15 protein-coding genes and 2 riboswitches are annotated in these 22,145 nt (G+C 43.4%); of the genes, 2 read left to right on the top strand and 13 right to left on the bottom strand.

What is annotated here, in order from left to right:
* Positions 1-7 precede the first annotated feature (7 nt).
* The 4 genes from B1K71_RS02610 to B1K71_RS02595 form a co-directional block, all read right to left on the bottom strand.
* Positions 8-715: an ABC transporter ATP-binding protein gene (locus B1K71_RS02610; protein WP_077324442.1), complete on the bottom strand. Its 708-nt coding sequence runs from the start codon at positions 713-715 to the stop codon at positions 8-10.
* Entirely contained in the window at positions 699-1,466 is a 768-nt protein-coding gene (locus B1K71_RS02605) for an ABC transporter ATP-binding protein (protein ID WP_077324441.1), read from the bottom strand. The genes B1K71_RS02610 and B1K71_RS02605 overlap by 17 nt, the downstream gene beginning before the upstream one ends.
* 76 nt (positions 1,467-1,542) lie before the next feature.
* The gene (locus B1K71_RS02600) at positions 1,543-2,754 is read right to left on the bottom strand and encodes a substrate-binding domain-containing protein (protein WP_077324440.1); all 1,212 of its coding nucleotides are present in this window, start codon (positions 2,752-2,754) and stop codon (positions 1,543-1,545) included.
* 219 nt (positions 2,755-2,973) lie between these two features.
* On the bottom strand, positions 2,974-6,210 hold the full coding sequence (locus B1K71_RS02595) for a BTAD domain-containing putative transcriptional regulator (protein ID WP_077324439.1): 3,237 nt from the start codon (positions 6,208-6,210) through the stop codon (positions 2,974-2,976).
* A 147-nt stretch (positions 6,211-6,357) separates the two neighbouring features.
* Here B1K71_RS02595 and msrA point away from each other — a divergent pair, with 147 nt between their 5' ends.
* The gene (gene msrA / locus B1K71_RS02590) at positions 6,358-6,882 is read left to right on the top strand and encodes a peptide-methionine (S)-S-oxide reductase MsrA (RefSeq protein ID WP_077324609.1); all 525 of its coding nucleotides are present in this window, start codon (positions 6,358-6,360) and stop codon (positions 6,880-6,882) included.
* A 180-nt stretch (positions 6,883-7,062) separates the two neighbouring features.
* Positions 7,063-8,226 (top strand): MFS transporter, encoded by a 1,164-nt coding sequence (locus tag B1K71_RS02585; RefSeq protein WP_077324438.1) that lies wholly within the window; start codon positions 7,063-7,065, stop codon positions 8,224-8,226.
* Positions 8,227-8,561: 335 nt separating this feature from the next.
* Here B1K71_RS02585 and B1K71_RS02580 read toward each other — a convergent pair whose 3' ends face one another.
* The 9 genes from B1K71_RS02580 to B1K71_RS02540 form a co-directional block, all read right to left on the bottom strand.
* Positions 8,562-9,896 (bottom strand): NCS2 family permease, encoded by a 1,335-nt coding sequence (locus B1K71_RS02580; RefSeq protein WP_077324437.1) that lies wholly within the window; start codon positions 9,894-9,896, stop codon positions 8,562-8,564.
* Between the two features lie 48 nt (positions 9,897-9,944).
* Positions 9,945-10,046: riboswitch (purine riboswitch) on the bottom strand.
* Positions 10,046-11,605: a glutamine-hydrolyzing GMP synthase gene (gene guaA / locus B1K71_RS02575; RefSeq protein WP_139343279.1), complete on the bottom strand. Its 1,560-nt coding sequence runs from the start codon at positions 11,603-11,605 to the stop codon at positions 10,046-10,048. (Overlaps the previous riboswitch by 1 nt.)
* Before the next feature lie 171 nt (positions 11,606-11,776).
* Positions 11,777-11,878, bottom strand: a riboswitch (purine riboswitch).
* Positions 11,879-11,915: 37 nt separating this feature from the next.
* Positions 11,916-14,117: a DUF4129 domain-containing transglutaminase family protein gene (locus B1K71_RS02570; protein ID WP_077324435.1), complete on the bottom strand. Its 2,202-nt coding sequence runs from the start codon at positions 14,115-14,117 to the stop codon at positions 11,916-11,918.
* Positions 14,114-15,382: a DUF58 domain-containing protein gene (locus B1K71_RS02565; RefSeq protein ID WP_077324434.1), complete on the bottom strand. Its 1,269-nt coding sequence runs from the start codon at positions 15,380-15,382 to the stop codon at positions 14,114-14,116. Before B1K71_RS02565 ends, B1K71_RS02570 begins: the two co-directional genes overlap by 4 nt.
* Positions 15,382-16,344 (bottom strand): AAA family ATPase, encoded by a 963-nt coding sequence (locus B1K71_RS02560; protein ID WP_077324433.1) that lies wholly within the window; start codon positions 16,342-16,344, stop codon positions 15,382-15,384. The genes B1K71_RS02565 and B1K71_RS02560 overlap by 1 nt, the downstream gene beginning before the upstream one ends.
* Before the next feature lie 154 nt (positions 16,345-16,498).
* The gene (locus tag B1K71_RS02555) at positions 16,499-17,995 is read right to left on the bottom strand and encodes an amidase (RefSeq protein WP_077324432.1); all 1,497 of its coding nucleotides are present in this window, start codon (positions 17,993-17,995) and stop codon (positions 16,499-16,501) included.
* A gap of 213 nt (positions 17,996-18,208) precedes the next feature.
* The gene (locus tag B1K71_RS02550) at positions 18,209-19,393 is read right to left on the bottom strand and encodes a Ger(x)C family spore germination protein (protein WP_077324431.1); all 1,185 of its coding nucleotides are present in this window, start codon (positions 19,391-19,393) and stop codon (positions 18,209-18,211) included.
* Positions 19,380-20,492, bottom strand: a complete 1,113-nt coding sequence (locus tag B1K71_RS02545) for a GerAB/ArcD/ProY family transporter (protein WP_077324430.1) — start codon at positions 20,490-20,492, stop codon at positions 19,380-19,382. The genes B1K71_RS02550 and B1K71_RS02545 overlap by 14 nt, the downstream gene beginning before the upstream one ends.
* A complete protein-coding gene (locus tag B1K71_RS02540) occupies positions 20,493-22,031 on the bottom strand; it encodes a spore germination protein (RefSeq protein WP_077324429.1) in 1,539 nt (512 codons plus the stop codon).
* Positions 22,032-22,145: the final 114 nt, after the last annotated feature.

The raw sequence follows: 22,145 nt of genomic DNA, 5'->3' as shown, positions 1-22,145 counted from the left end.
CCCCCCTTTAAGCTATACCGAGGTATTTCTGCATCAGCATTTTATCATTGCGTAAATCTTCCATACTGCCGTTGTGAACGGTTCGGCCATCATCAATAATATAAAAGCGGTCACCAATTTTGCTTGCCATCATGAAATTCTGTTCTACCAGTAAAATAGTTGTTCGTTCCTTCATTTCCTGGATGGATTCCATAACCTTTTCCACTATAATCGGGGCAAGGCCTTTACTTGGCTCGTCAATCAGCAGCAGATCATTTTCATTCACATATGCCCGTGCTATGGCAAGCATCTGCTTCTGTCCCCCGCTCAGCTTACCGCCTTGTTTTTTCCAAAATTTGTTTAAGTCCGGAAAAAGTTCAAGAATCCATTCCATCCGTTGAGTTGTTTCCTCATCTTCCTTCTTGATGGCAACCTTCATATTTTCGCCGACAGTCAGTTCAGCAAAAATACCCTGATCCTCCGGTACATAGCCAACACCGCCTTTAGCAATGGAATGTGTCTTTAACCCGCCAATTTCGCGATCTTTAAATAAGATAGAGCCGTTTGACATGCTGTTTAATCCCATAATCGTCCGTAATGTTGTCGTCTTGCCGGCACCATTTCTTCCGAGCAGCACTGTTACCTCGCCTTTTGGAACCTCAAAGGAAATATCGTGTAAAATATGAAACTGCTGTATGTATGCTTTAACCTGTTTTACCTCAAGCAAGCTGTTCATCATACATACCTCCCAAATAAGCTGACTGAACTGTTTCATTTTCAATAATCTCTTCAGGCGTTCCTTTTGCCAGCAGTTCCCCGTGAAATAAAACAAGTACTTCATCCGAAAGATCCATAATCATATCCATTTTGTGTTCGATAAGTACAATTGTCCGATCCTCTTCTGCTTTAATATTTTTGATTACGTCAATAATCGCCGGGACTTCTTCTAATGACATGCCGGCAGTCGGTTCATCAAGCAACAGAATATCTGTTTTTAAAGCGAGCAGCATCGCCAATTCCAGTTTTCGTTTTTCCCCATGTGCAAGATTTGCCGCAAGCTGTTCAGCTTTTAATTCCAGAAAAACCTTTTCCAAAAGCGACATTGCCTTATCAGCAAATTTTTTATAATGCTTGAAGTGTGCAAGCATCTGGTAACGTACTTTTGCCTCTGACTGTACTGCCAGCCGAACATTTTCCAGAACTGTTAAATCGGGAAAAACATTTGTTATCTGAAATGATCGTCCGATTCCCATTCGGGCACGTTTTGTTGTGGAAAGCCTGGTTATATTCTGCCCTTTATAAAAAATCTTCCCTTCCGTTGGTGTAAGCTGTCCGCTCAGGAGATTGAACAGAGTTGTTTTTCCCGCACCATTCGGCCCTATAATGGAGGTGAATTTCTTTTCAGGAATCTGTACCGAAATGCGATTCACCGCAGTATGACCGCCAAAAGATATGGACAAGTCCGTTGTTTCCAGTATCGCCGTCATAATATCTCCTCCCCAGATTAATGGCTGGAATATACCCTTGCCGGTACGTGACAAGGGCATTTATTCAGAAATTTTATTAATCATTTTTAATTGGTGGTGCTGTTTCTTCCGGTGTGAGAACACGTTCCAGCACCGGCACCGGGTAATCATATCCTTCTTTATTTTTTAATGTAATTGCATAAAGCGACTGCAATGCCTGATGGTCTTCCGGACGAAATGTCATCTCTCCTTTTGGCGTATCAAAACTCATCCCTTCCATTGTTGTTATCAACTTATCAGCAGAAGCATTTCCTTCCGTCTTTTTAAGCGCTTCCACAATTGCGATAGCTGCGCTCATTCCACCGGGTGTAAATAAATCCGGCACTTCTCCATAGCGCTCTTTATGCTCTTTGACAAGCCAATCATTAATTTTATTATCCGGCAGTGTGTGATAGTAGACGGTGAATCCTTTCATGCCTACCAGCGGTTTCATCGTTGATAATGCAGCAATGTCAGGTGCACCTGTCGTAATATCAATTCCACGGTCCTGAAGTTTCATATCCGCAATCTGGTTCCACGGTGTATTCGCCCCGGCCCAGACAACAAATAAATAGTCCGGATCCGCGTCAATAATCTTCTGGATGTTCGCAGTGAAGTCTGTTGCTGAAGGATCCGCATATTCTTCATGAATAATTTTCGCACTAAGGTCAGTTACCGCTTTCTCAAATGCTGCAACTCCATCCCTGCCGAATGCGGAATCAGGTGCCAACGCAGCTATTTTCACGCCTTTATCGGCGATTGCTGCCGCTGCCGCTGCAGCATCCTGTGATGAATTACGGGCTGTCCGAAAAATATAATCATTGTATTCCGACCCGGTGATACTGTCCGCTACAGCTGGTTCAACTATCATAATCGTTTCATACTCTTTAGCGAGCGGTGTTACGGCCAACGTATCACCGGAACTTGACGAACCGACGAGAAAATCCACATTTTCCTCTTCCAATAGACCCAAAGCTTTTTGACGGGCAACCTTTGGGTCTGTTTCTGTATCCTCATATATAACTTCAATCTTTTTACCGGCAACCTCCATCGTTCCATCGGTTGCATATTCGATCCCAAGTTCAAAACCCCGTTTTGTCTGTTCGCCATAAGCTTCCAATGCCCCGGTCAGGGAAGCAAGCACACCGACTTTAATAGTTTCCTTTCCTTCTCCCTCACCTGAAGCTTCTCCACCATCGCCGCAAGCTGCAGTAAAGGCAGCAATAAATAGCATTACGAACAATAGACTGATGACCCGCCCTGTTTTCATTCCTGATTTCCCCCTTTAATGTTGTTATTTATAACTTGATGCAATCATAAAAAATAGCAGTTACAAGGAAGTTACACAGTTTGGAGCAGGAGTGCTGACCAGGCATTTGTGGGTGGTTCGCGCGACTTTGTGAGAGTTCGCGTGACTTTAATCGTGTGGTGACGTCACCACACGATTAAAGATGAAAAAAACTCCCTCAATGCTGTATCATCAAGGGAGTCAGTTAATCGTGTTTAAGTCTTCTGATTTAATTATCATCTCATACAATTCTTTTGTCGGTTCCATTGGTTCAATTCCCAGCTCGCGGTCCAGCATGACGGCACACTTTTCATACCACCTTATTGCCTGTGGACGGTTATTATTCTGGTAATAACTGTACATTAACAGCCGGTATGCCTCTTCCCACGCCGGATCCAGCTTCAGAATCTTTTCACACCATTCGATGCATGCATTGAATTCATGAAGCCTTATGGTGACTTGGGCCATCTTTTCACATCCGCGAAGATAGATTAATTGCAGCCTTTCACGTTCTGTCATACACCAATCAGCATAACGTACATCTGCCAAATAGCTCCCTTGATACAGGGCTAGCGTTCTTTCCAGTAACTCTTTTGCATGCTTCGGGTCACTTTCTTCAATTCCGCTTAATACCCCTTTTTCAAACATGACACAATCCAATTTATACCCGGAGTCAGCATTCAATCCATAGGAACTGCCATTCCGCTGAATAAAGAAAGATTCCTGACGCGGCTTCCGATCCGGCTCCAACGCTTTTAATAATGCATTAAATGTAACTTTGAACAATTTATTTGCACTGTCTTCGTCCTGGTCAGGCCATAAAGCGTGGAAGATCTCCTCTTTCGGCATGAGCGTTTTCCGGTTTGTTATAAAGTATTCAAAAAGCTCCTTTGCCTTGCCACGCTGCCAGTCGCTGCTTTCAAGCTGTTTTTCGCCCAATGAAACCTCTAAATGACCGAATGTTTGAATCGACAGCGTGTAACCGGGATGGCTTTTAATCGTTTCATTAAACCCCAATTCATGCAATGTACGTGATACGAACGTTGCTTCAATATCCAGTTCTTTTGCTTTCAGAAGCATTGGAGCCACATTCTGCACGTCAGAAGGTCCGAACATCGTTCTTTTTTTCAGAAAGAAGTCATACGCATGCATTTGGACTTCCCGCAAAAAAATTCCCATCTCATCCATGAATACTTTCTCCTTACCCTGCTTAAACGCAATATATGCGAACCAGAAGCGGCTGACAATCATCCCATATCTGTCGCCGCAAGATTTGAATTCTTCCAGGGTTTCTGCCATAGTCTCTAATGCGTCTATGAAACTGTTATTGTATACTTGTGTGATGCCAAGGCCTAGTCGAATGATAGAACTGAGCCAGCGATCATTGACCTTTTCTGTTTCCTGCAAGCCTTTTTCCGACATTTCTACAGCCTGTTGATGCATCTGTTTTTTTCCGTAGAGAACTGACAAACCCATGTATGGTTCAGCCTTCCCCCGGGAAACATTTATTTTTTCCATGATATTCAGTGCCGTTTCATAGCATTCAACCGCCAGTTCTGTATCATAGTGATCCAACATCTGAACGGCATGTCCCATCCGCATCCAACCGCACGCTTCCACAAATGGCGATTGAATCTTCAAGCCCAGCTGAATGCCATCGCTTGCAAGCTTCTTACTTGATTCAGCCTCACCCATAAATGCTTCAATAATGGAGAGCAGAATATCTGTCTCCCTGTGCGATTGTGGCAGGTGTTTCGTCGATTGGACCGTCTGCTTACGGCGAATAAGCAGCTCTTTTGCTTTTAGCAGCCGGCCGGTGCGGAGGTATATACGCGCCTGCAGATTCCCTTCTTCCAAAGGCAGATTTAATTCCTTTTCCCGATCAAACCAGGTTTCAGCTTTCATGGCCTGTCCCGAATTAATAAGATTTTCCGCCATCAGCTGAAAAAGGTGTGCCATTTCTTCTCCCGGTGCTCCTGATTGTTCACGCATTTGTATTGCCTGACTGACATAACGCTCTGCTTTATCAGGCTGGATGGTATCCAGATAAATTCGTGTTTTCCCCTCCAATGCCAATCCTGCCAGGTAATAATCTTTCTGGTAGCTTTTCAGTATCCGGTCAAAGTTTTTTTCTGCATCAGCATATGCTGAATGATAACGTTCAATCTCCCCCTGATAAAAATAAAGAATGCGATTTTTTTCTTTATACGCTTCAGGCAGTTCAGCAAGTAATTCATACAGATACTGCAATCTTCCGGTACGAAGCATTTTTTTACCATGTTCTATTAGAATTTGGGCAATAGCTCCATATTCATGTATTTTACGGTAATGAAATAAAGCAGTTTCCAGGTGGAATATTTTTTTATAGTATTGTGCCGCGTATGTATGCAATTTTTTAAATTCGTGAGGGTGATTTTCCTTTAGCTGATTTTCCAGGAAGGTTTTAAATAAGGCATGATATCGAAAATGATTTCCTTCACCGTCAATAATGAATAAGTTCTGTTCAACCAGTCCTGCAAGAATTTCTTCAGACCCATTGATTTCCAGAACATCATCACAAATATCTGCTGTCAGTACATCAATAATGCTTGACTGCAGTAAAAACTGTTGGATAATAAGTGATTGCTTTGACAGTACTTCGGCAGCCAAATAGTCAAATAAATCCTGTAATGACTTCTGACGATTTTCCAAAATTGTATGAATGGAAGATTTGCTTTGAATGTGCTGCGCAAACATGCTGAATGCTATCGCCCATCCTTCTGTCAGCTGATGTATTCTCCGTAAATCTTCCGGTGATAAATACACCCCATAAATATCCTTCAGTACATGATCCATTTCTTCAGCGGACAAGACAAGATCATTTTGGTCAATATCCAGTAAATCACCTTTCACCTTCAGTTTTGGAATAACATCCCATTTCGGGCGATTGCGGCCGGATAAAATGATGTGAAGATTTTCCGGAACATGCTCCAACAACAACTTTGTCCATTGTTCAATTTCATATGAATTTTTAACATGGTGAAAGTCATCCAATATCAGTGTAACCGGCTTTTTTAATTGAAGAATTTCATTAATGAACGAAGAAGCCAGTAACCATATTTGCTCGGTATTGATATGGTTATCAAGCCCTTCCAGTTCATCCAGAATGGTCTTTCCGAATACAGGATATTTTTGCTTAACGGCGTGGGTAAGATTGTTTATGAATGGGAGAATATCATCATCATTACGAGAAATCGAATACCAGCAAATGTCCATATCGGCATCCCGAACATAAGCTGCAAGAGCTGTACTTTTACCGTATCCAGCACCTGCGTGCACGATTGTCAGCGGATATTCAGCTGCATGGTGAAGTTTACGATTTACTTTAACACGCCGGACAAAACGGTCCCGCATTGGCGGCGGACTAAGCTGGCTATGAATAATTGGTATTTTCCCCATTGCCAATACCTTCTTTCAAAAATTTCAATCTTCTTTTAGTTTAACATATAAAGCCACGTACAGAATAATTTATTGTGCCTTCCGATTTATGATATATTAGATTAATATTTAGGAACAACTGGAGGCGAAACAATCATGACGGATCAGTTGAAGAAAGCCACATTTGCCGGGGGATGTTTCTGGTGTATGGTTAAACCGTTTGATCAGTGGGACGGCATACATGGGGTAGTGTCCGGCTATACTGGCGGGCATGTGGAAAATCCGACGTATGAAGATGTGAAAAAAGGCACGACCGGGCACTATGAAGCAGTCGAGATAACGTATGATCCCAATGTTATAGCGTATGAAGAAATCCTCGAAATCTACTGGAGGCAAATTGATCCGACTGATGACGGCGGACAATTTCATGATCGCGGAGATTCATATCGGACAGCAATCTTTTACCATAATGATACACAGAAGGAGGCTGCCATCCAATCGAGGAAAGCACTTGCCGAAAGCGGAAAGTTTTCCAAGCCGATTGTAACGGATATAGCGCCTGTTTCAACATTTTATCCTGCAGAAGACTATCATCAGGATTTCTATAAAAAAAATGAAAGCCATTATAAAGCGGACCGGGCCAAATCAGGACGGGATGAATATATCGCGGAAGTATGGGAGCAGCAGGAGTAATGCTGCTCCTATTTCTATCGCGATTGAATAGCATTGACATACATTCCACCATAAATGCGCGTTTTCAGTCGGTATGCTCGCTTTGCTCAATTATTATTGGTTGAAAAATTTGATCAACGGACTTATTTTACCTCTGCATGTATAGTATAATTGGTTTTCATGAAGTGGGGGAGCGAACTTATGTCAAATCAAGATTCACTGACACCGCTGAAAATGCTGTTGTTCAGCTTTCATGCGACTAATACAATCATTATCAGCTTTTTGCCGCTGTATCTGAAATATAAAGGGCTGAATGGTACGGAAATTGGATGGGTGCTGGCTGTCGGACCGTTGGCATCTATCTTCTCTCAGCCGTTTTGGGGGTACATGAGTGATAAATATAAGACAGTTAAACGAATGCTGATTTTATGTATCATCGGACTTCTGATCAGCAGTGTTTTATTTTTTCAGATGAACGGGTTAATCGCCATTATCCTGATGGGCGCCGTGTTTTACTTTTTCACTTCGCCAATCGGGGCGTTAGGTGACAGTTTGGCACAACGGCGGGCAGATGATTTGCAAGTTTCGTTCGGAACTATCCGCACGTGGGGATCAATCGGATTCGCCACTTCTTCACTGATTGTCGGCGAAGTACTTTCCAAAGTGGGTGTACAGTATATGATCTGGCCGTATGTATTTTTTGGAACAATTGCCCTGATCGTTGCTTTCCGGCTGACGGATGTCAAAGTGGAATCCGATCCAATTCAACTTAGTGATATTAAACAGCTGTTAAACAATAAACCTTTTCTTATTTTCCTGTTTATGATTATGTTTCTGACCATCTCCCATCGTGCCAATGACAGTTTTATTGGCTTATACATCACACAGCTTGGCGGCAGTGAAGGACTTGTCGGACTTGCCTGGTTTGTCGGAGTGGTAAGTGAGGCGCTTGTATTTGCTCTGGCAGGACGCTGGTTTCGGAAATTCCATACGCTCGTCTTCATTATCATCGCAGGAGCCATTTACAGTTTACGCTGGTTCGTCTATGCAGCGGTTGAGGATCCGATGTATATTATCGCGCTTCAGGTACTGCACGGTGTGACATTCGGAATCTTTTACTTATCGGCACTGGAGTATGTAACACGACTGATCCCTAGACTGATGCAGTCGACCGGACACCTTATGTTTTATGCAGTATTTTTCGGAATATCCGGGATCATCGGCTCCCTTACCGGCGGCGCACTGATTGACTCTTACGGCGGTGGCACCTTGTATGCTGTAATGGGCTTCTGTGCATTGACCGGAACGATATTCCTCGTGGTGTACCATGTACTGCCTTTTGGAAAAAAATCCCGTGGATCATGATGGAGGTCCAGCTGTTTGGTGCAACGGTTGATTCCGGTACTTTGAAGGTTGATTTCCGTGACGGCAAGGTCGATTTCCCTGCGCCAATGGTTGATATTCGTGCCTGAAGGTTGATTCCTTGCATATGAAGGTTGATTTCAATGGCGGCAAGGTCGATTTCCCTGCACCAATAGTTGATATTCATGCCTGAAGGTTGATTCCTTGCACCAATGGTTGATATTCATGCCTGAAGGTTGATTCCTTGCCCCTGAAGGTTGCGCCAGTTAAGGATGATGAATTTTTTTTGCCAATTAAAAAGCGGAGCCGCCCCAGAAGCGATTCCGCTTTTTTCCATACTAACTTAAGAAAATAAAATAAAGAATAAAGATTACAAAGAGCCCATACATCACCGGATGGATTTCTTTCATACGTCCCTTCAATGCCATCGTAATCGGGTAGAAAATAAATCCGAGTGCAATTCCGGTTGCGATGCTGTACGTCAATGGCATCATAATTATTGTAAAAAACGCCGGTACCGCTATTTCGAATTCGCTCCAGTCTATATCCTTCAGGGACGATGACATTAACACGCCGACAATAATCAATGCCGGTGCGGTAACTTCCGCTGTCACAACACTCAATAATGGTGAGAAAAATAATGCCAGAAGAAAAAAACCTGCTGTAACAACCGGTGTGAATCCGGAGCGGCCGCCAGCTGCAACACCAGCTGTTGACTCAATATAAGATGTTGTCGTGGATGTACCTACAATCGCCCCCACAACTGTTGCACCGGAGTCAGAAAACAATGCTTTCCCCGCACGCGGCAATTTATTATCTTTTATCAGTCCCGCCTGCGTTGCCACGGCGACAAGAGTCCCTGCTGTATCAAAAAAGTCGACAAAGAGGAATGTTAAAATAACGACCAGCATTTCCATGGAAAAAATATCCCCGAAATGCGCGAAAGCCTGTCCAAATGTAGGCGCCAAACTTGGAACTTCGCCTACGATACCTCCAACACCGGATGGCGGGTCAATCAGTCCGAACAAAATCCCCGCAATGGATGTCAGGATCATGCCGTAAAAAATTCCACCCTGTATGTTCAACGTCAATAAAATTACTGAAACAATAACTCCAAAAAGAGCTAATAATACATGTGGTGAAGTAAAATCTCCCAGGGCAACAAGTGTAGCATCACTGCCGACAATTATCCCCGCACTCTGAAATCCGATGAATGCAATAAACAAGCCTATCCCCGCTCCTACCGCGAGTTTCAAATTTGCCGGGATAGCGTTAATAATTTTTTCACGGAATCCGGATAATGTCAGAAGAACAAATATAATTCCAGATGCCAAAACACCGGATAGTGCAGTTTGCCATGGTATCCCGTAACCAAGCACTACTGTGTAAGCAAAGAATGCATTCAGTCCCATGCCCGGTCCAAGTGCAATTGGATATTTTGCTATGATCCCCATGAAAAGCGAACCAAGTGCAGCGGCAATGGCAGTAGCGGTAAATACTGCTTCTTTATTAATCCTTGTGACACCTTCAGGAAGTTGATCAACCCCTTCCAATGCCATTGTTGACGGAATAACAAACAGTATATAAGCCATAGCCAAAAAGGTTGTCAGCCCCGCCATGAACTCAGTACGGTAGTTCGTTCCAAGTTCCTGAAAATGAAAATATTTTTTCAATGCAATTCCTCCTCATATGCGAAAAGAGTACTGCATAATTTTTATGGGAAAAGATATTGGATTCAGCGTAGTCGGATCGTTCGCGGCGGTCCGGTAGAAACTCTCAGGCCACATTCCCAAAATTATACGCAATCTTTTATGTTGTTTTTTTACTCCCACTCAATCGTTGCTGGCGGCTTGCTCGTAATATCGTACACAACACGATTAATGTGTTCGACGTCATTTACAATCCGTGTTGAAATTTTCTCCAGTACATCCCACGGAATCCGTGCCCAGTCCGATGTCATTCCGTCAATCGATGTCACCGCTCTGATGCCGATTGTATAATCATACGTCCGTGCATCACCCATTACACCAACACTTCTGATGTCCGGCAGCACGGTGAAATATTGCCAAATATCCCGTTCAAGTCCGGCATTAGCAATTTCTTCACGTAAAATAGCATCTGATTCACGAACAATTTTCAGCTTTTCCTCGGTGACCGCTCCTAAAACGCGAATTGCCAGCCCTGGTCCAGGGAATGGCTGCCGCCAGACAATCCGATCAGGAAGTCCGAGCTGGGTTCCCAGTTCACGAACTTCATCTTTAAACAGTGTATTTAGCGGTTCAATCAGTTCAAACTGCATATCTTCCGGAAGACCGCCAACGTTATGGTGCGATTTAATGGTTTGCGCAGTTTCCGTGCCGCTTTCGATTACATCGGTATATAGTGTTCCCTGTGCAAGGAAATCAATGTTTGTAAGTTTTGCAGCCTCGTCATCAAATACATAAATGAATTCATTGCCGATAATTTTTCGCTTGAGTTCCGGATCATCCACATTTTCCAGTTTGGATAGGAAGCGTTCAGATGCATCCACTTTAATGATATTCATATGGAAATCATCTGCAAAAACGTTCATCACATCATCTGCTTCGTTTTTACGCAAAAGTCCATGATCAACGAAAATACATGTCAGCTGATCACCAATTGCCTTATGGATCAATGCTGCAACAACTGATGAATCTACTCCGCCGCTAAGCGCGCATAGAACATTCCGGTCACCAACTGTTTCACGGATTTTATCCACTTCCATATCGATAAAGTTTTCAATTGTCCATGAACCGGTACAACCGCACACATCAAAGACAAACTGTTTCAAGAGATGATTGCCATACTCGGAATGCCGGACTTCCGGATGAAATTGAACACCATACAATTTCTCATCAGGGTTGCTCATAGCTGCGATTGGAGTCGATGGGCTTGTTGCATCCACCTGAAAAGATGACGGCTCCTCCATCACTTTATCCCCATGACTCATCCAAACTGTCTGCTTTTCCGGTGTATCCCGGAATAGCACCGGGCTGTCAGCCAAATCGATAAGGGCCTTGCCATACTCCCGGTTTGCAGCTTTAGCTACCTTTCCGCCATAATGCATTGCCATTAATTGCATTCCATAACAAATACCCAAAACAGGGATATCCAAATCAAAAATTTTCTCATCACAGCGGAAACTGTTTTCATCATATACACTGTGAGGACCCCCTGACAAAATAATCCCTTTTGGGTTCATTTCACGGATTTCCTCAGCAGTCAGTTTATGTGAGTGCAATTCACTATATACGCCATGCTCCCGAATCCGTCTTGTGATCAACTGGTTGTACTGGCTTCCGAAGTCCAGCACTAATATCATTTGATTATCCATTCTATACGCTCCTATCCGTAATCGCATTGCCTCGCTCAAAATTTCACATATCTGTGAAGCCGGGTGTGAGCAGTTCTCTCCCGAGTTACATTTTATCTTCCCCAACTTCCAGCCTTTCCTCATAACAAAAAACCCGGATTTACTTCCTAAAATGCAGCACTTAAGCAGCATAAAGGCAGAAAATCCGGGTTCAATCGCCAACAGAGATTCCGCCTTCATAGTCAGCGCATTTACGGTGCGCCGGTAGAAACTTTCGATCCATATTATCGAGGATATACGAATGGCGATTTATGTCGTTTTTAATATCTTTTTATTCTACTAACCAAGCCATGCAAGGTCAAGCCTTTGCGCGCTTAATTAAATATTTCCATAATTGGTTTAATTCGGCTGTTTCCTGACTGTCCGTCTCATTTTTATACAAAACACGTTCATAATAACTGGTCAACCGGTTCATGGCATCAGTCTGGAATCTCGAATCAATGCGTTTCGAATACTCCCGCAGTGTTTGATCCGGCTTTTTGGAAAGCCCGTTATGCGCAAGTACTTTCAGCAAATGATGATATGCATCCTGGTATGTTTTGGGATCACTTTTACTGTTAAACTTCAGCTTCATATACAGCGTCTGCCAACGGAGTCTGGTCCTGAAAACAATATAAGCGACAAGTAATAGTCCTGCCGTTATGAGCACGATTCTCCACCAGTTTATATCCGATTCCGGTTCACTGCCATCCATCGCTCCTGCATCTATACGTGCCTGCTGCTGCGGGTCAACCGGCTCCGGTTGTCTTTGCTGCTGTTGCATACTGCTGTTGCCTTCCGACTGATCCATCCCCCCGGTTGAGGACGAATCATTCTCCACGTTCAGTTGAAAGTCAGCCATGTTGGAAAATCCTTGCGTTGGCTCAAACGGGACCCAGCCAATGTCCGGAAAATAAACTTCAACCCATGAATGGGCATTGGCATTGGTCACCTCGTAAACGCTTCGCCCGTCTTTACTGTCGCCGATCCTTTCACCGCCGGAGAAGCCTTTTACCCAGCGTGCCGGAATGTCCAGCGTGCGGAGCATAACTACCATCGAGGTGGAAAAGTTGTCACAATATCCTGCTTTTGAATCAAATAAAAATTGTGCAACGTAATCCTCACCCTCACCCGGAACCGGAATATTACTCGTCTGATACACGAAGCCATTACTGTTGAAATAAGTTTCAATCGCTTGTGCCTTATCATAACGGTTATTCTCTTCGGATGTTATGTTGCGGGCGAGTTTTTCAACTCTTCCCGGCAAAGATTCCGGCAATTGGGTATATCGTCCGTCAATACGTGCAGGATCCTCCATGCTGGCCTTACGCAACTTATTAATAGCAAAGGTCGGTTTTTCATACAAAATTGAGTACGATTCCAGTTTTGCCGCTTCATCATCAATCTCAGTCAGTATTTCTCCTGAACGCTCATCCAGCAAGAATGAAACGTCATTGCTTTTCGTCGATACTTCTTTAATTCCATATGGATAAATCAGTTTTTCCATACCACTTTTGCGCTGAAAATCCAATTTGGTGTGAAGTCTTTCTGTTTCCACACTGCCCCAAAACGTTTCCGGACCCATATTATTAGGATTTTGCATTGTGTAAGAAGATTGCCTTGACTTGATCCAGCCTTTTCCGGTATAGACGTCTTTTGTCTCTACCCGCCAGTAATGCTTTTCCGTGCCGGTCGCCCGGAAGATTGGTGTATAATCCTGAACAAACGATCCACCCAGTTGTGAATCATCATTTCCATATCCAACTTTTTGGATCACAGATGGGCCATCCCCCGGGCCGCCTGCATTTTCGGCGGCGCTTTTAAGGAATGGAACAGGGTCCGGCCATTGCGGATCAAATTTCGGCGCTGCATATCCTACAAGCGTAGAGAACATCACCATCACTGCCAACGGAATAATCCATACCGACTGTTTTTTCATCCAGGCGAAATGGATTTCCTCCTGGTCAATTTCCTTGAACAAACTTGTCATGCCCAAGGCTATAAACGATACGACAAACGTTCGGACAATCGCTGCATCCGCATCATACATTGTAAATGTATCCAGAATCGTCAAATACACAAATGTAAGCAAAATAAACAGGAAGATTCGTTTCATCACAATAAACCAGTATTGGAGCAGGTAACTCATCAGCCAAATCAAGACAAGAAACAAAATACTTCGAAACAATGGGGTTAATTCATACCATTGACCGGCAAACATAGCATTTAAATTGAAGCCGATTTCCGTAAAGAGCTGGCTGACCCATTGTTTGCTTAAGAGAGTACCTGACAGAAACAGGGAGTCAATAATGATGAAAAGCCCGATCCCTTTCAGTGACATTGACAGCAGCCAGTGGAACTGGAGAACTGAAATAAAGAAACAAAAAATAGTGTACAAGATAAAAACAGTTAAATTGTTTACATCGCCGACAACATTAATCGGGTACAGCCATTCCAAAAAAAGTACAAATGCACAGATATACAGAATTGTAGTATACAAAACTGGTATTTTTGTATTCATGATACACTCACCTCAGTGTCATTGCGGACAAGCTGCTTTTCGGTGAGCACGTTTATCACAATTCCGCCTAGATAAAGCTTCTCAATAATAGCGTGCTCCCGGTCCGATATTAGAGCGGATCCCTGGATAAACAGCACCGTTACCTGCTTCGCCTGCTGTCTCGTTTTCTTAATCATTTCCATAAACTTGTCATCGAGATATGTTGTAACCATAATCATATTGGAGCCATTTGGCAGTTTCGGCAGTTCATTTTGCAGTTTCAGAGAAAAAGGGTATACCCCTTCCGGCTGAATGCGCGTGAGATGGCGCTGGATGGCATCTGCCTTGACCGGGTCATGATGCATGGGAAAATAAACCGCTTCTTCTCCGACTGACAAAAAACCAACCTGTGATGCCTGTTTTCGGACATACTCCAGTAGTGAAACTGTCAACTCAATTGATGCTTCAAAGGCAAGTTTATTTATGCCCCGGTGATCACACGCATCCAGAACAACCACCGTATCCGTGCTTTTTTCCTGTTCAAATTCTTTCGTAATGACATTGTTTTTCTTCGCAGTTTGTTTCCAGTCAATCCAGGAAAATTTATCCCCAGGTTCATATTCACGAACCCCTGTAGCCACGTTGGTATTTTTCAGATTTAGCGCATAAGAGGAGATGGACCCCTGTTCAAAACTGCTGAACGTATCCGTCATGTACACTTCCCGCTTATCCGGAAATGCAACAACCTGATCGTTGACATGGAAGATATGTTCTTTTTTAACAAATCCAAACACATCCCCGACACGAATCCGAATAAACTGCAATTGGTGTTCACCACGGGGGACCTGCTGCAAAACATAAGGGAATTCAATTTCCCGGCGAAATCCTGGAAAAACAATCTTCTTAATAGTACGATTTACTTCGGTTCGGTAAGGTTCATTCAAAAAACGGTATGCATCATGATTACCTTTCGTCCGTTGTAATGTTACCGGAAAGATTTCTTCACAAATGCAATAATACAGTGGGTAGGGCACATTTCGTTTTACGCGGATAGTAACATCAACATGATCACCTGTACGTATGACGTTGCGGGAAAAACGGCGGGAGACCTGCCAATTATGAACCGGATACAATAACAGACTAAGATGGTACAAAAAAATAGGCAAAAAACCAAAAAACAAAAACCAGCTCGTAAATCCCCCCTGGAACATTGCAAACGAAAAAAGCAATCCTATCAAAAGTACAACGGAAAGTAATTTTCCAGCAAATTTCATCCTTTCACTCATCAGCCAAATTCCTTTCGAATCGGTATATGTGTGTCTGTCATAATTGCTTGAATAACCTGATCACTCGTCAAACCGCTATATTTGGCCTCCGAATTCAAGATAATCCGATGCGACAGGACGTAAGGTGCCAGATATTTCACATCATCCGGAAGAACATAATCCCGGCCCTGCATATATGCGTAAGCTTTTGCTGCTTTCATGAGTGCAATGGATCCACGTGGACTGACCCCTAAATAAATAGATTTATTGTGACGTGTTTTTTGTACAAGATTTATAATATACTGTTGTACATTCTGATCAATGTAGGTATGTTGAACTTCTTCCTGGATGGAAACTAATTCGTCCCTGGTCATGACTGCGGAAATAGATTCAATCGGGTGCTGTTTTGAAGTAAGATCAAGCATCAGCAGTTCCTGTTCCGGTGTAGGATAGCCCATGTTCAGCTTTAAAATGAACCGGTCGAGTTGTGCCTCAGGGAGCGGGTATGTTCCCTCGTATTCAATAGGGTTTTGTGTCGCCATTACGAAAAAAGGGCGTTTTAATGGTATTGTATTTCCATCAACTGTGACATTTTTTTCTTCCATTCCTTCCAGGAGTGCTGATTGGGTCTTCGGGGAAGTCCGGTTTATTTCATCTGCGAGGACAATGTTTCCGAGAATCGGCCCGCTGCGGAATTCAAACTCAAGTTCTTTCGGATTATAAATGGAAACCCCCGTAACATCCGATGGCAGCAAATCCGGTGTAAACTGAATCCGTTTGAAATCACAATCAAGTGATTTTGCCAGTGCACGGACCATCATCGTCTTGCCGACCCCCGGTACATCCTCAAGCAGCACATGCCCCTGCGCCAGCAATGCAACCAGGCTCAAGACCGCTTCCTCCTCCTTGCCAACCATCACTTTGTTTATATTCGATATAACCTTTTCAATACGGTCATTATATAATGTTTTCTCCTGCATCATCCGATTTATCCCCTTCCTCACCACAGTGATATACACAACAACAAAAGATTTAAAAATCTATGAATATATAGTTACTTTAACTATACTAAAAAATACCTATGAAGTACAAAAAGAACTCCGGCTATTAAGCCAGTATTCTAGGATTCAAAGGTTTTTATACTTCAAAATATGGATTTCCCTGCATTCCCTGCCATATGCCAGACTGCTCCGCCTGCCAGGCAAGCTGCAATAGTCTGTATTCCTCCCCTTTTGATGCCATAACCTGGACACCAAGCGGCATGTTTTTATCAGATACATATATTGGCAGAGACATTGCCGGCTGTCCTGTCAAGTTGGCAAGCTGTGTATATGGGGTATAGGTCAGGCTCGGTAAAAACATATCATAAATCAGTTGCTGCTGTTCACTTGAATCGGCTTCAAGCATCTTCCCGCGTAACCGTTCCTGTTCTTCCATTGAGTACGTTAGTTCACCCACTTCGGGAGCTGTATACGCGGTAGAAGGGGTGATGTAAAAATCATATGTTTCGTGAAAAACAGCCATCTTTTCCGCAGCAGTATCCCATGAAGCGAGACTGGCGGAAAATTCCGCTGCAGACACAGTTTTACCTGCCTCATTCAGCATCCAGGATTCAATTTCCAGATCATTTTCGGTAAGTTTCCGTCCCAGTGAGCCTTCCAACTGCTGTACTACGTTGGACATTTCCCCACTGTTCATCAAATAATAATCACTCATCAGCTTAGTCCCATCTACACCTGGCTCTTGTTCTTCAACGAAATGTCCTTCACTTTCGAGCCAATTGATCAGTTTCTCCACTGCCATTTTTGCATCCTGTGATACTGGTGTACATACAGGAGATGCAGTTGTATAGGCAATGCGAAGTGGTTTGTCAAATGGTTGTTTCATATATTCGGCATACGTCCCTGGAAAAAGCGGTGTCTGAAATGCCGCTGCCGGCTGGATAACCTGCAATATATCAAGCATTGCTGCACTGTCTCGAACTGTCCTGCTCAGTGCAAAATCAATCGCAGCACCTTGCCAGGCACGTCCTGCACCAGGTCCCACCGGTGTTCTTCCACGTGTAGGCTTCAACCCAAATAATCCGGAGAAAGATGCCGGGATCCGAATGGAACCACCGCCGTCACTTGCGCCGGCCATTGGTACAATGCCGGATGCAACTGCCGCTGCTGCCCCGCCGCTTGAGCCTCCAGGTGAAAACGCGGCATTCCACGGATTGCGCGTTGGCCCATGTACCACCGGCTCGGTAATATTTTTCAATGCGAATTCCGGTGTATTGGTATGTCCCAAAAAAAGAAAGCCTGCATTCCGCAACTTCTTCACAAGATGTGAATCATGGCCGCTGATAACATTTTGCATTAACTTTGACCCTGATGTCAGGGGCTCATCTTTAACGGCCTGGGATATATTTTTAAGAAGGAAGGGCACACCTGAAAAAGCCATGCTGTCATCAATAAAATCAGCCTCATTTTTAGCATTTTCTATCCTGTCGTGTACCACTGCGTTCAATAACGGATTAACTTTCTCCAATTGTTTTACCGCTGCATGGACCAACTCAGACATAGTTATTTGCCTTTTTCTGATCTGTTCGGCCATCTGTGTTGCATCCATGGAAAGATATGTTCTGGAATCCATTGTATTCCCCTCCAATGAAAGTATACGGCAATTGTATCATGTGCTGCGGATTCCGGGCAGCTTAATTGTTTCCCTCTTTTTTCCACGGCGGATCCCCGTATTTATGCATTGCCTGATTCATTTTATTAAAAGAAAATGGAATTACGAAAGCAAGAATTATACAAATAATCCCTATTGCCCCTGGAAGTCTTGCCATGAAGGCATCCCACATATTTATTCACCTCTAATACTCGTTTGATCTGCCCCGCCTGTACCTCTAATTGCTACATGGACTTCGGCAGTGATATCACTGTTTGCAAAAATACTTCTGCCCTGATCCCAATTGGTCCGCACTTGTTTCCAGTAATCATAATAATGATGCTTCAAAAGCTGACCAAGACCGAGTACATCTGCGTCCAATTCGTTTTGTGATTTTTCAGCGGTCTGCAGTATCAGTTTTTTCACTTTCTTTTCTGCCCCTTTTTCAAGTTTATTCAAATTTTTTTCAGTGGCTATATCCATTGAACTGAACGTTTCCGCAACCTTGGCGTTGACATTAACTTTCACTTTAGCCTCAACACTGTTTTCGTTAATCGCTGTTATGTGCATGTTGCTGTGTATACGCAATATTTCCAAGGTTGTTAAATGCTCGTTCAGTTCTACTTTAATAAGACCTCCTTCCATTTTACCTGTAATAAAATTCAAACCTTTTATATCCTTCGATTCCAGCGTACCAATCACCTTATTTTTGAAATCATGAAACACCGCTGCATTCTGGTAGACTGCTCTGTCACCCTTCATATGAATTTTAGGAATGGCAAAACTTTGATCACTTACAAGGTATTCATGAATTTTTCCCAACCTGAGCGGCTGGAGGACATCACCATTTTTGTAGCTGTTTTCCAACATGGATTCAATATAAATGGTGGGAAGGTCTTCAGTATCCGATGTTGCCTCCAACACTTTTTTCGCCTCATCCTGGGCAATCAGGACTCTGATTCCCCGCCGCATTTCATGATCACGAATAAAGAAATCCATCAAACTGGAAAACAAATTTGGATTTGCTGCAACTTCTTCAGACACAACAAGTAATTTAACATGCTGATAATACGGTGAGCGGCTCGTCTGTTCCGCCAATTTACGATTGATCGTATACATGCTGTGACCCGTGGCTGAAATATTCATATAGGGTTCCTTACTACTGCTGCTGCCGCTTGCAGGAGTGCCGATCCCGGATGGGACAACTAATTGGGTGGTTAAGCGCAATTGCAGCTCATCACCCGTCTGTTCTTCCGCAACATCAATCGCTGCCCCAAGTACAAATCCGCGCTCCTCGATCTCCACCCTGTCCCAGCAGCCCGCCAACAAAAAAAACAATATACTGCTGAATACCAGACAGACTCGTTTATGATTTTTCACTGTCCATCACCCCTCTGAGTTTTCCTACGATAAACAGTAAAATTGTAACGGATAAAGTAATCCCCAAACCATAATAGCTAATCAGTGTTCCCAGTTTGCCAACTTCCGTAAAATCCTGTGGAAACTGTGCAATAAACAAAATTAATGGGGATAGCCAAAAAACAATCTTCCGCTTCGGTTTATTTTTAAATATAGAATTAAGTGCAAAGACGGATACATCCAATGCCATCGCTGATGTATTAAAAATCGCCATAATCCAAATAACAAAAAAGACTGATTCGAAACGTTCAAAAAAACCGCCGGGAATTTCCACTTCTTTTGCCAGTTCCACTGTCGGATAAAGCAGATTTGCGGTCGCATGATTTCCAAATACCGCAATACAGATGATAAACAGCAGCATATACATAAACACTGCAACCCCCATTCCGATCGCCGCCTTTATGGGAACCTTCTTCGGTTTTTTTACAAGGGAAATGTAAAACAGCAGAACAAAGAAACCTAAGTAGGATAAAACACTTGTATGGAGCGCACTCACATGCCCACTGATACTGGTCTGAAAAAACGGCATGAGATTCCCCTTCTCAAACCACCCGGTTGTGAACAACATCACCACAATTGCAATGAAAATGATAATTGGCAGGAACAACATATTCAGACGGAGTACCCCTGCACGTGATCCTGACACTGCATAGACAACGACAAGTAAAAACACAAGCATAATCACTTCAGGAGGGGTTCGGTCAAACAAATAATGCTTCGCCAAATCCCCGATAACCCGTACCTCAAAAGCCGTTATCAGCACCCCTTGAATTGCCAGCATGATGGTCATACAAATTGCAATAGGTTTGGAAATAATCAAAGATGCATAGTCAATAAACTGCTTGCCCGGAAATTGCACAGCAAGTTTTGCGCAGAGCCAGGTGAAAAACATGATAATGATTCCGCCGACTAATAAAGCCAGCCAGCCATCGGCAGCAATCGTATCTGCTGCAACTACTCTTGGCAGATAAAGCACTCCAACACCGATTACGATGGATGGAACAGCAACCATAATCTCTTTGTCAGTAATCTTGTCATCTCCGTATTCAAACCGATCCATTCATCGTTTCCCCCTTTTATCGGCAGATTTTTTATCATCCGGAAGCAAATAATCGGGACGTTCGTCCAATAACGGAATTGGAGCCCGAAAAACAAGGTCTTTCCAATCCCGGATGAACGTCGGTGCAAACGGGCTCGAATATGGAACTCCAATACTTCTCAGATTGACAATATGGATATTGATCATAATATAAGCCAGTATGATACCATACAGTCCAAACACCGCTGCAGCAATCATCACACCAAAACGAAGCATCCGGAATGAAATCGCCACACTATATGCCGGAATTGTAAATGAAGCAATTGCCGTTAAGGCCACAACAATGACCATAATCGGACTGACAATTCCGGCGTTGACGGCAGCCTCGCCAATTACCAGACCACCGATAATGCCTATTGTCTGCCCAATCGCTTTGGGCAGACGGACACTTGCCTCGCGTAACATTTCCATCGTTAGTGCCATCAGCAATGCTTCAACAACGGCCGGAAATGGGACACCTTCACGGGAGGCTGCGATAGAGAAGGCAAGTTTGGTAGGAATCATGCCCTGATGATACGAAACAAGTGCAATATATAAAGCGGGCATAAACATGGCAAGAAACGCCGCCAAATAACGCAGCATGCGGATGGTTGAGCCAAGTGACCACCGCTCATAATAATCCTCAGGTGCCTGCAGTGTATTTCCAATAGTGACCGGGGCAATCAATACAAATGGGGTACCATCAAGGATAATGGCAAACTTCCCTTCCAACACTGCTTTTGCAACGGCATCCGGACGTTCTGTATTCAGCATTTGCGGAAAGGGGGACAAAAAGCTGTCCTCAATCCATTGTTCAATATAGCTTGACTCCGGCGCGTTATCCATATCAATGGATTCCAACCGACGCTGCACCTCTTTCAACAGGTCGGGATGAATAATTCCGTCAACATATACAACGGCCAAATTTTTCTTGGAACGCCGACCCACTTGATACGTTTTAAATCGTAAATTTGGATCTCGTATGTATCGGCGGATCAGCACCATATTTGTTCGGAAATTCTCAATAAACCCTTCCCTCGGACCGCGGATAATCGTTTCGGAAGGGGGCTGTTCAATTGACCGGCTTTGCCACCCTTTCACATCCATCATTAACACCTTACTGAAGCCGTCAATATAAAGAATGGCACTTCCGTAGAGCATTGCATTGGAAACATCGTCTAAATTCTTCCCGATTTCTACGTCACTGACTGATATAAGCTCCGTTTTAATGGCATGAAACAAATCCGAAGAGGTTGCAGGCAGTTCTTTCCATTCCGCCATTACCTGAAGATTTTTCAATACGTTGTCATTAACCAGATCATTGTTAATTAGGCCATCAATAAAAGCTAATGCACATTTGTGATCTGTTTTGCCTGCAGTAAATTCCCGAATGACCAAATCATTCGGTTCCTCCAGCATATTTTTTAGATTGGAAATATTTTTATCAAGGCTTTTATAAATATCCAGCGTGAAATTTTCATGTTCGTTATTCTTCTTTTTCTTTCTGGAAAAGAACCCCATTTTATTCCCCCTCGTCAAGGTTCCGTTTCCCTTCTGTTTCCCATTCGAGCCTTTTTTTATACAGCCGTATAAGAATGCACTTTGCGTCCACACTATAAAACAAACACATAAAGG

Origin of the sequence: Virgibacillus siamensis, assembly GCF_900162695.1 — a bacterium.
Classification (GTDB): Bacteria; Bacillota; Bacilli; order Bacillales; family Amphibacillaceae; genus Lentibacillus; species Lentibacillus siamensis_A.
This window is presented reverse-complemented; position numbering and strand designations above follow the sequence as displayed.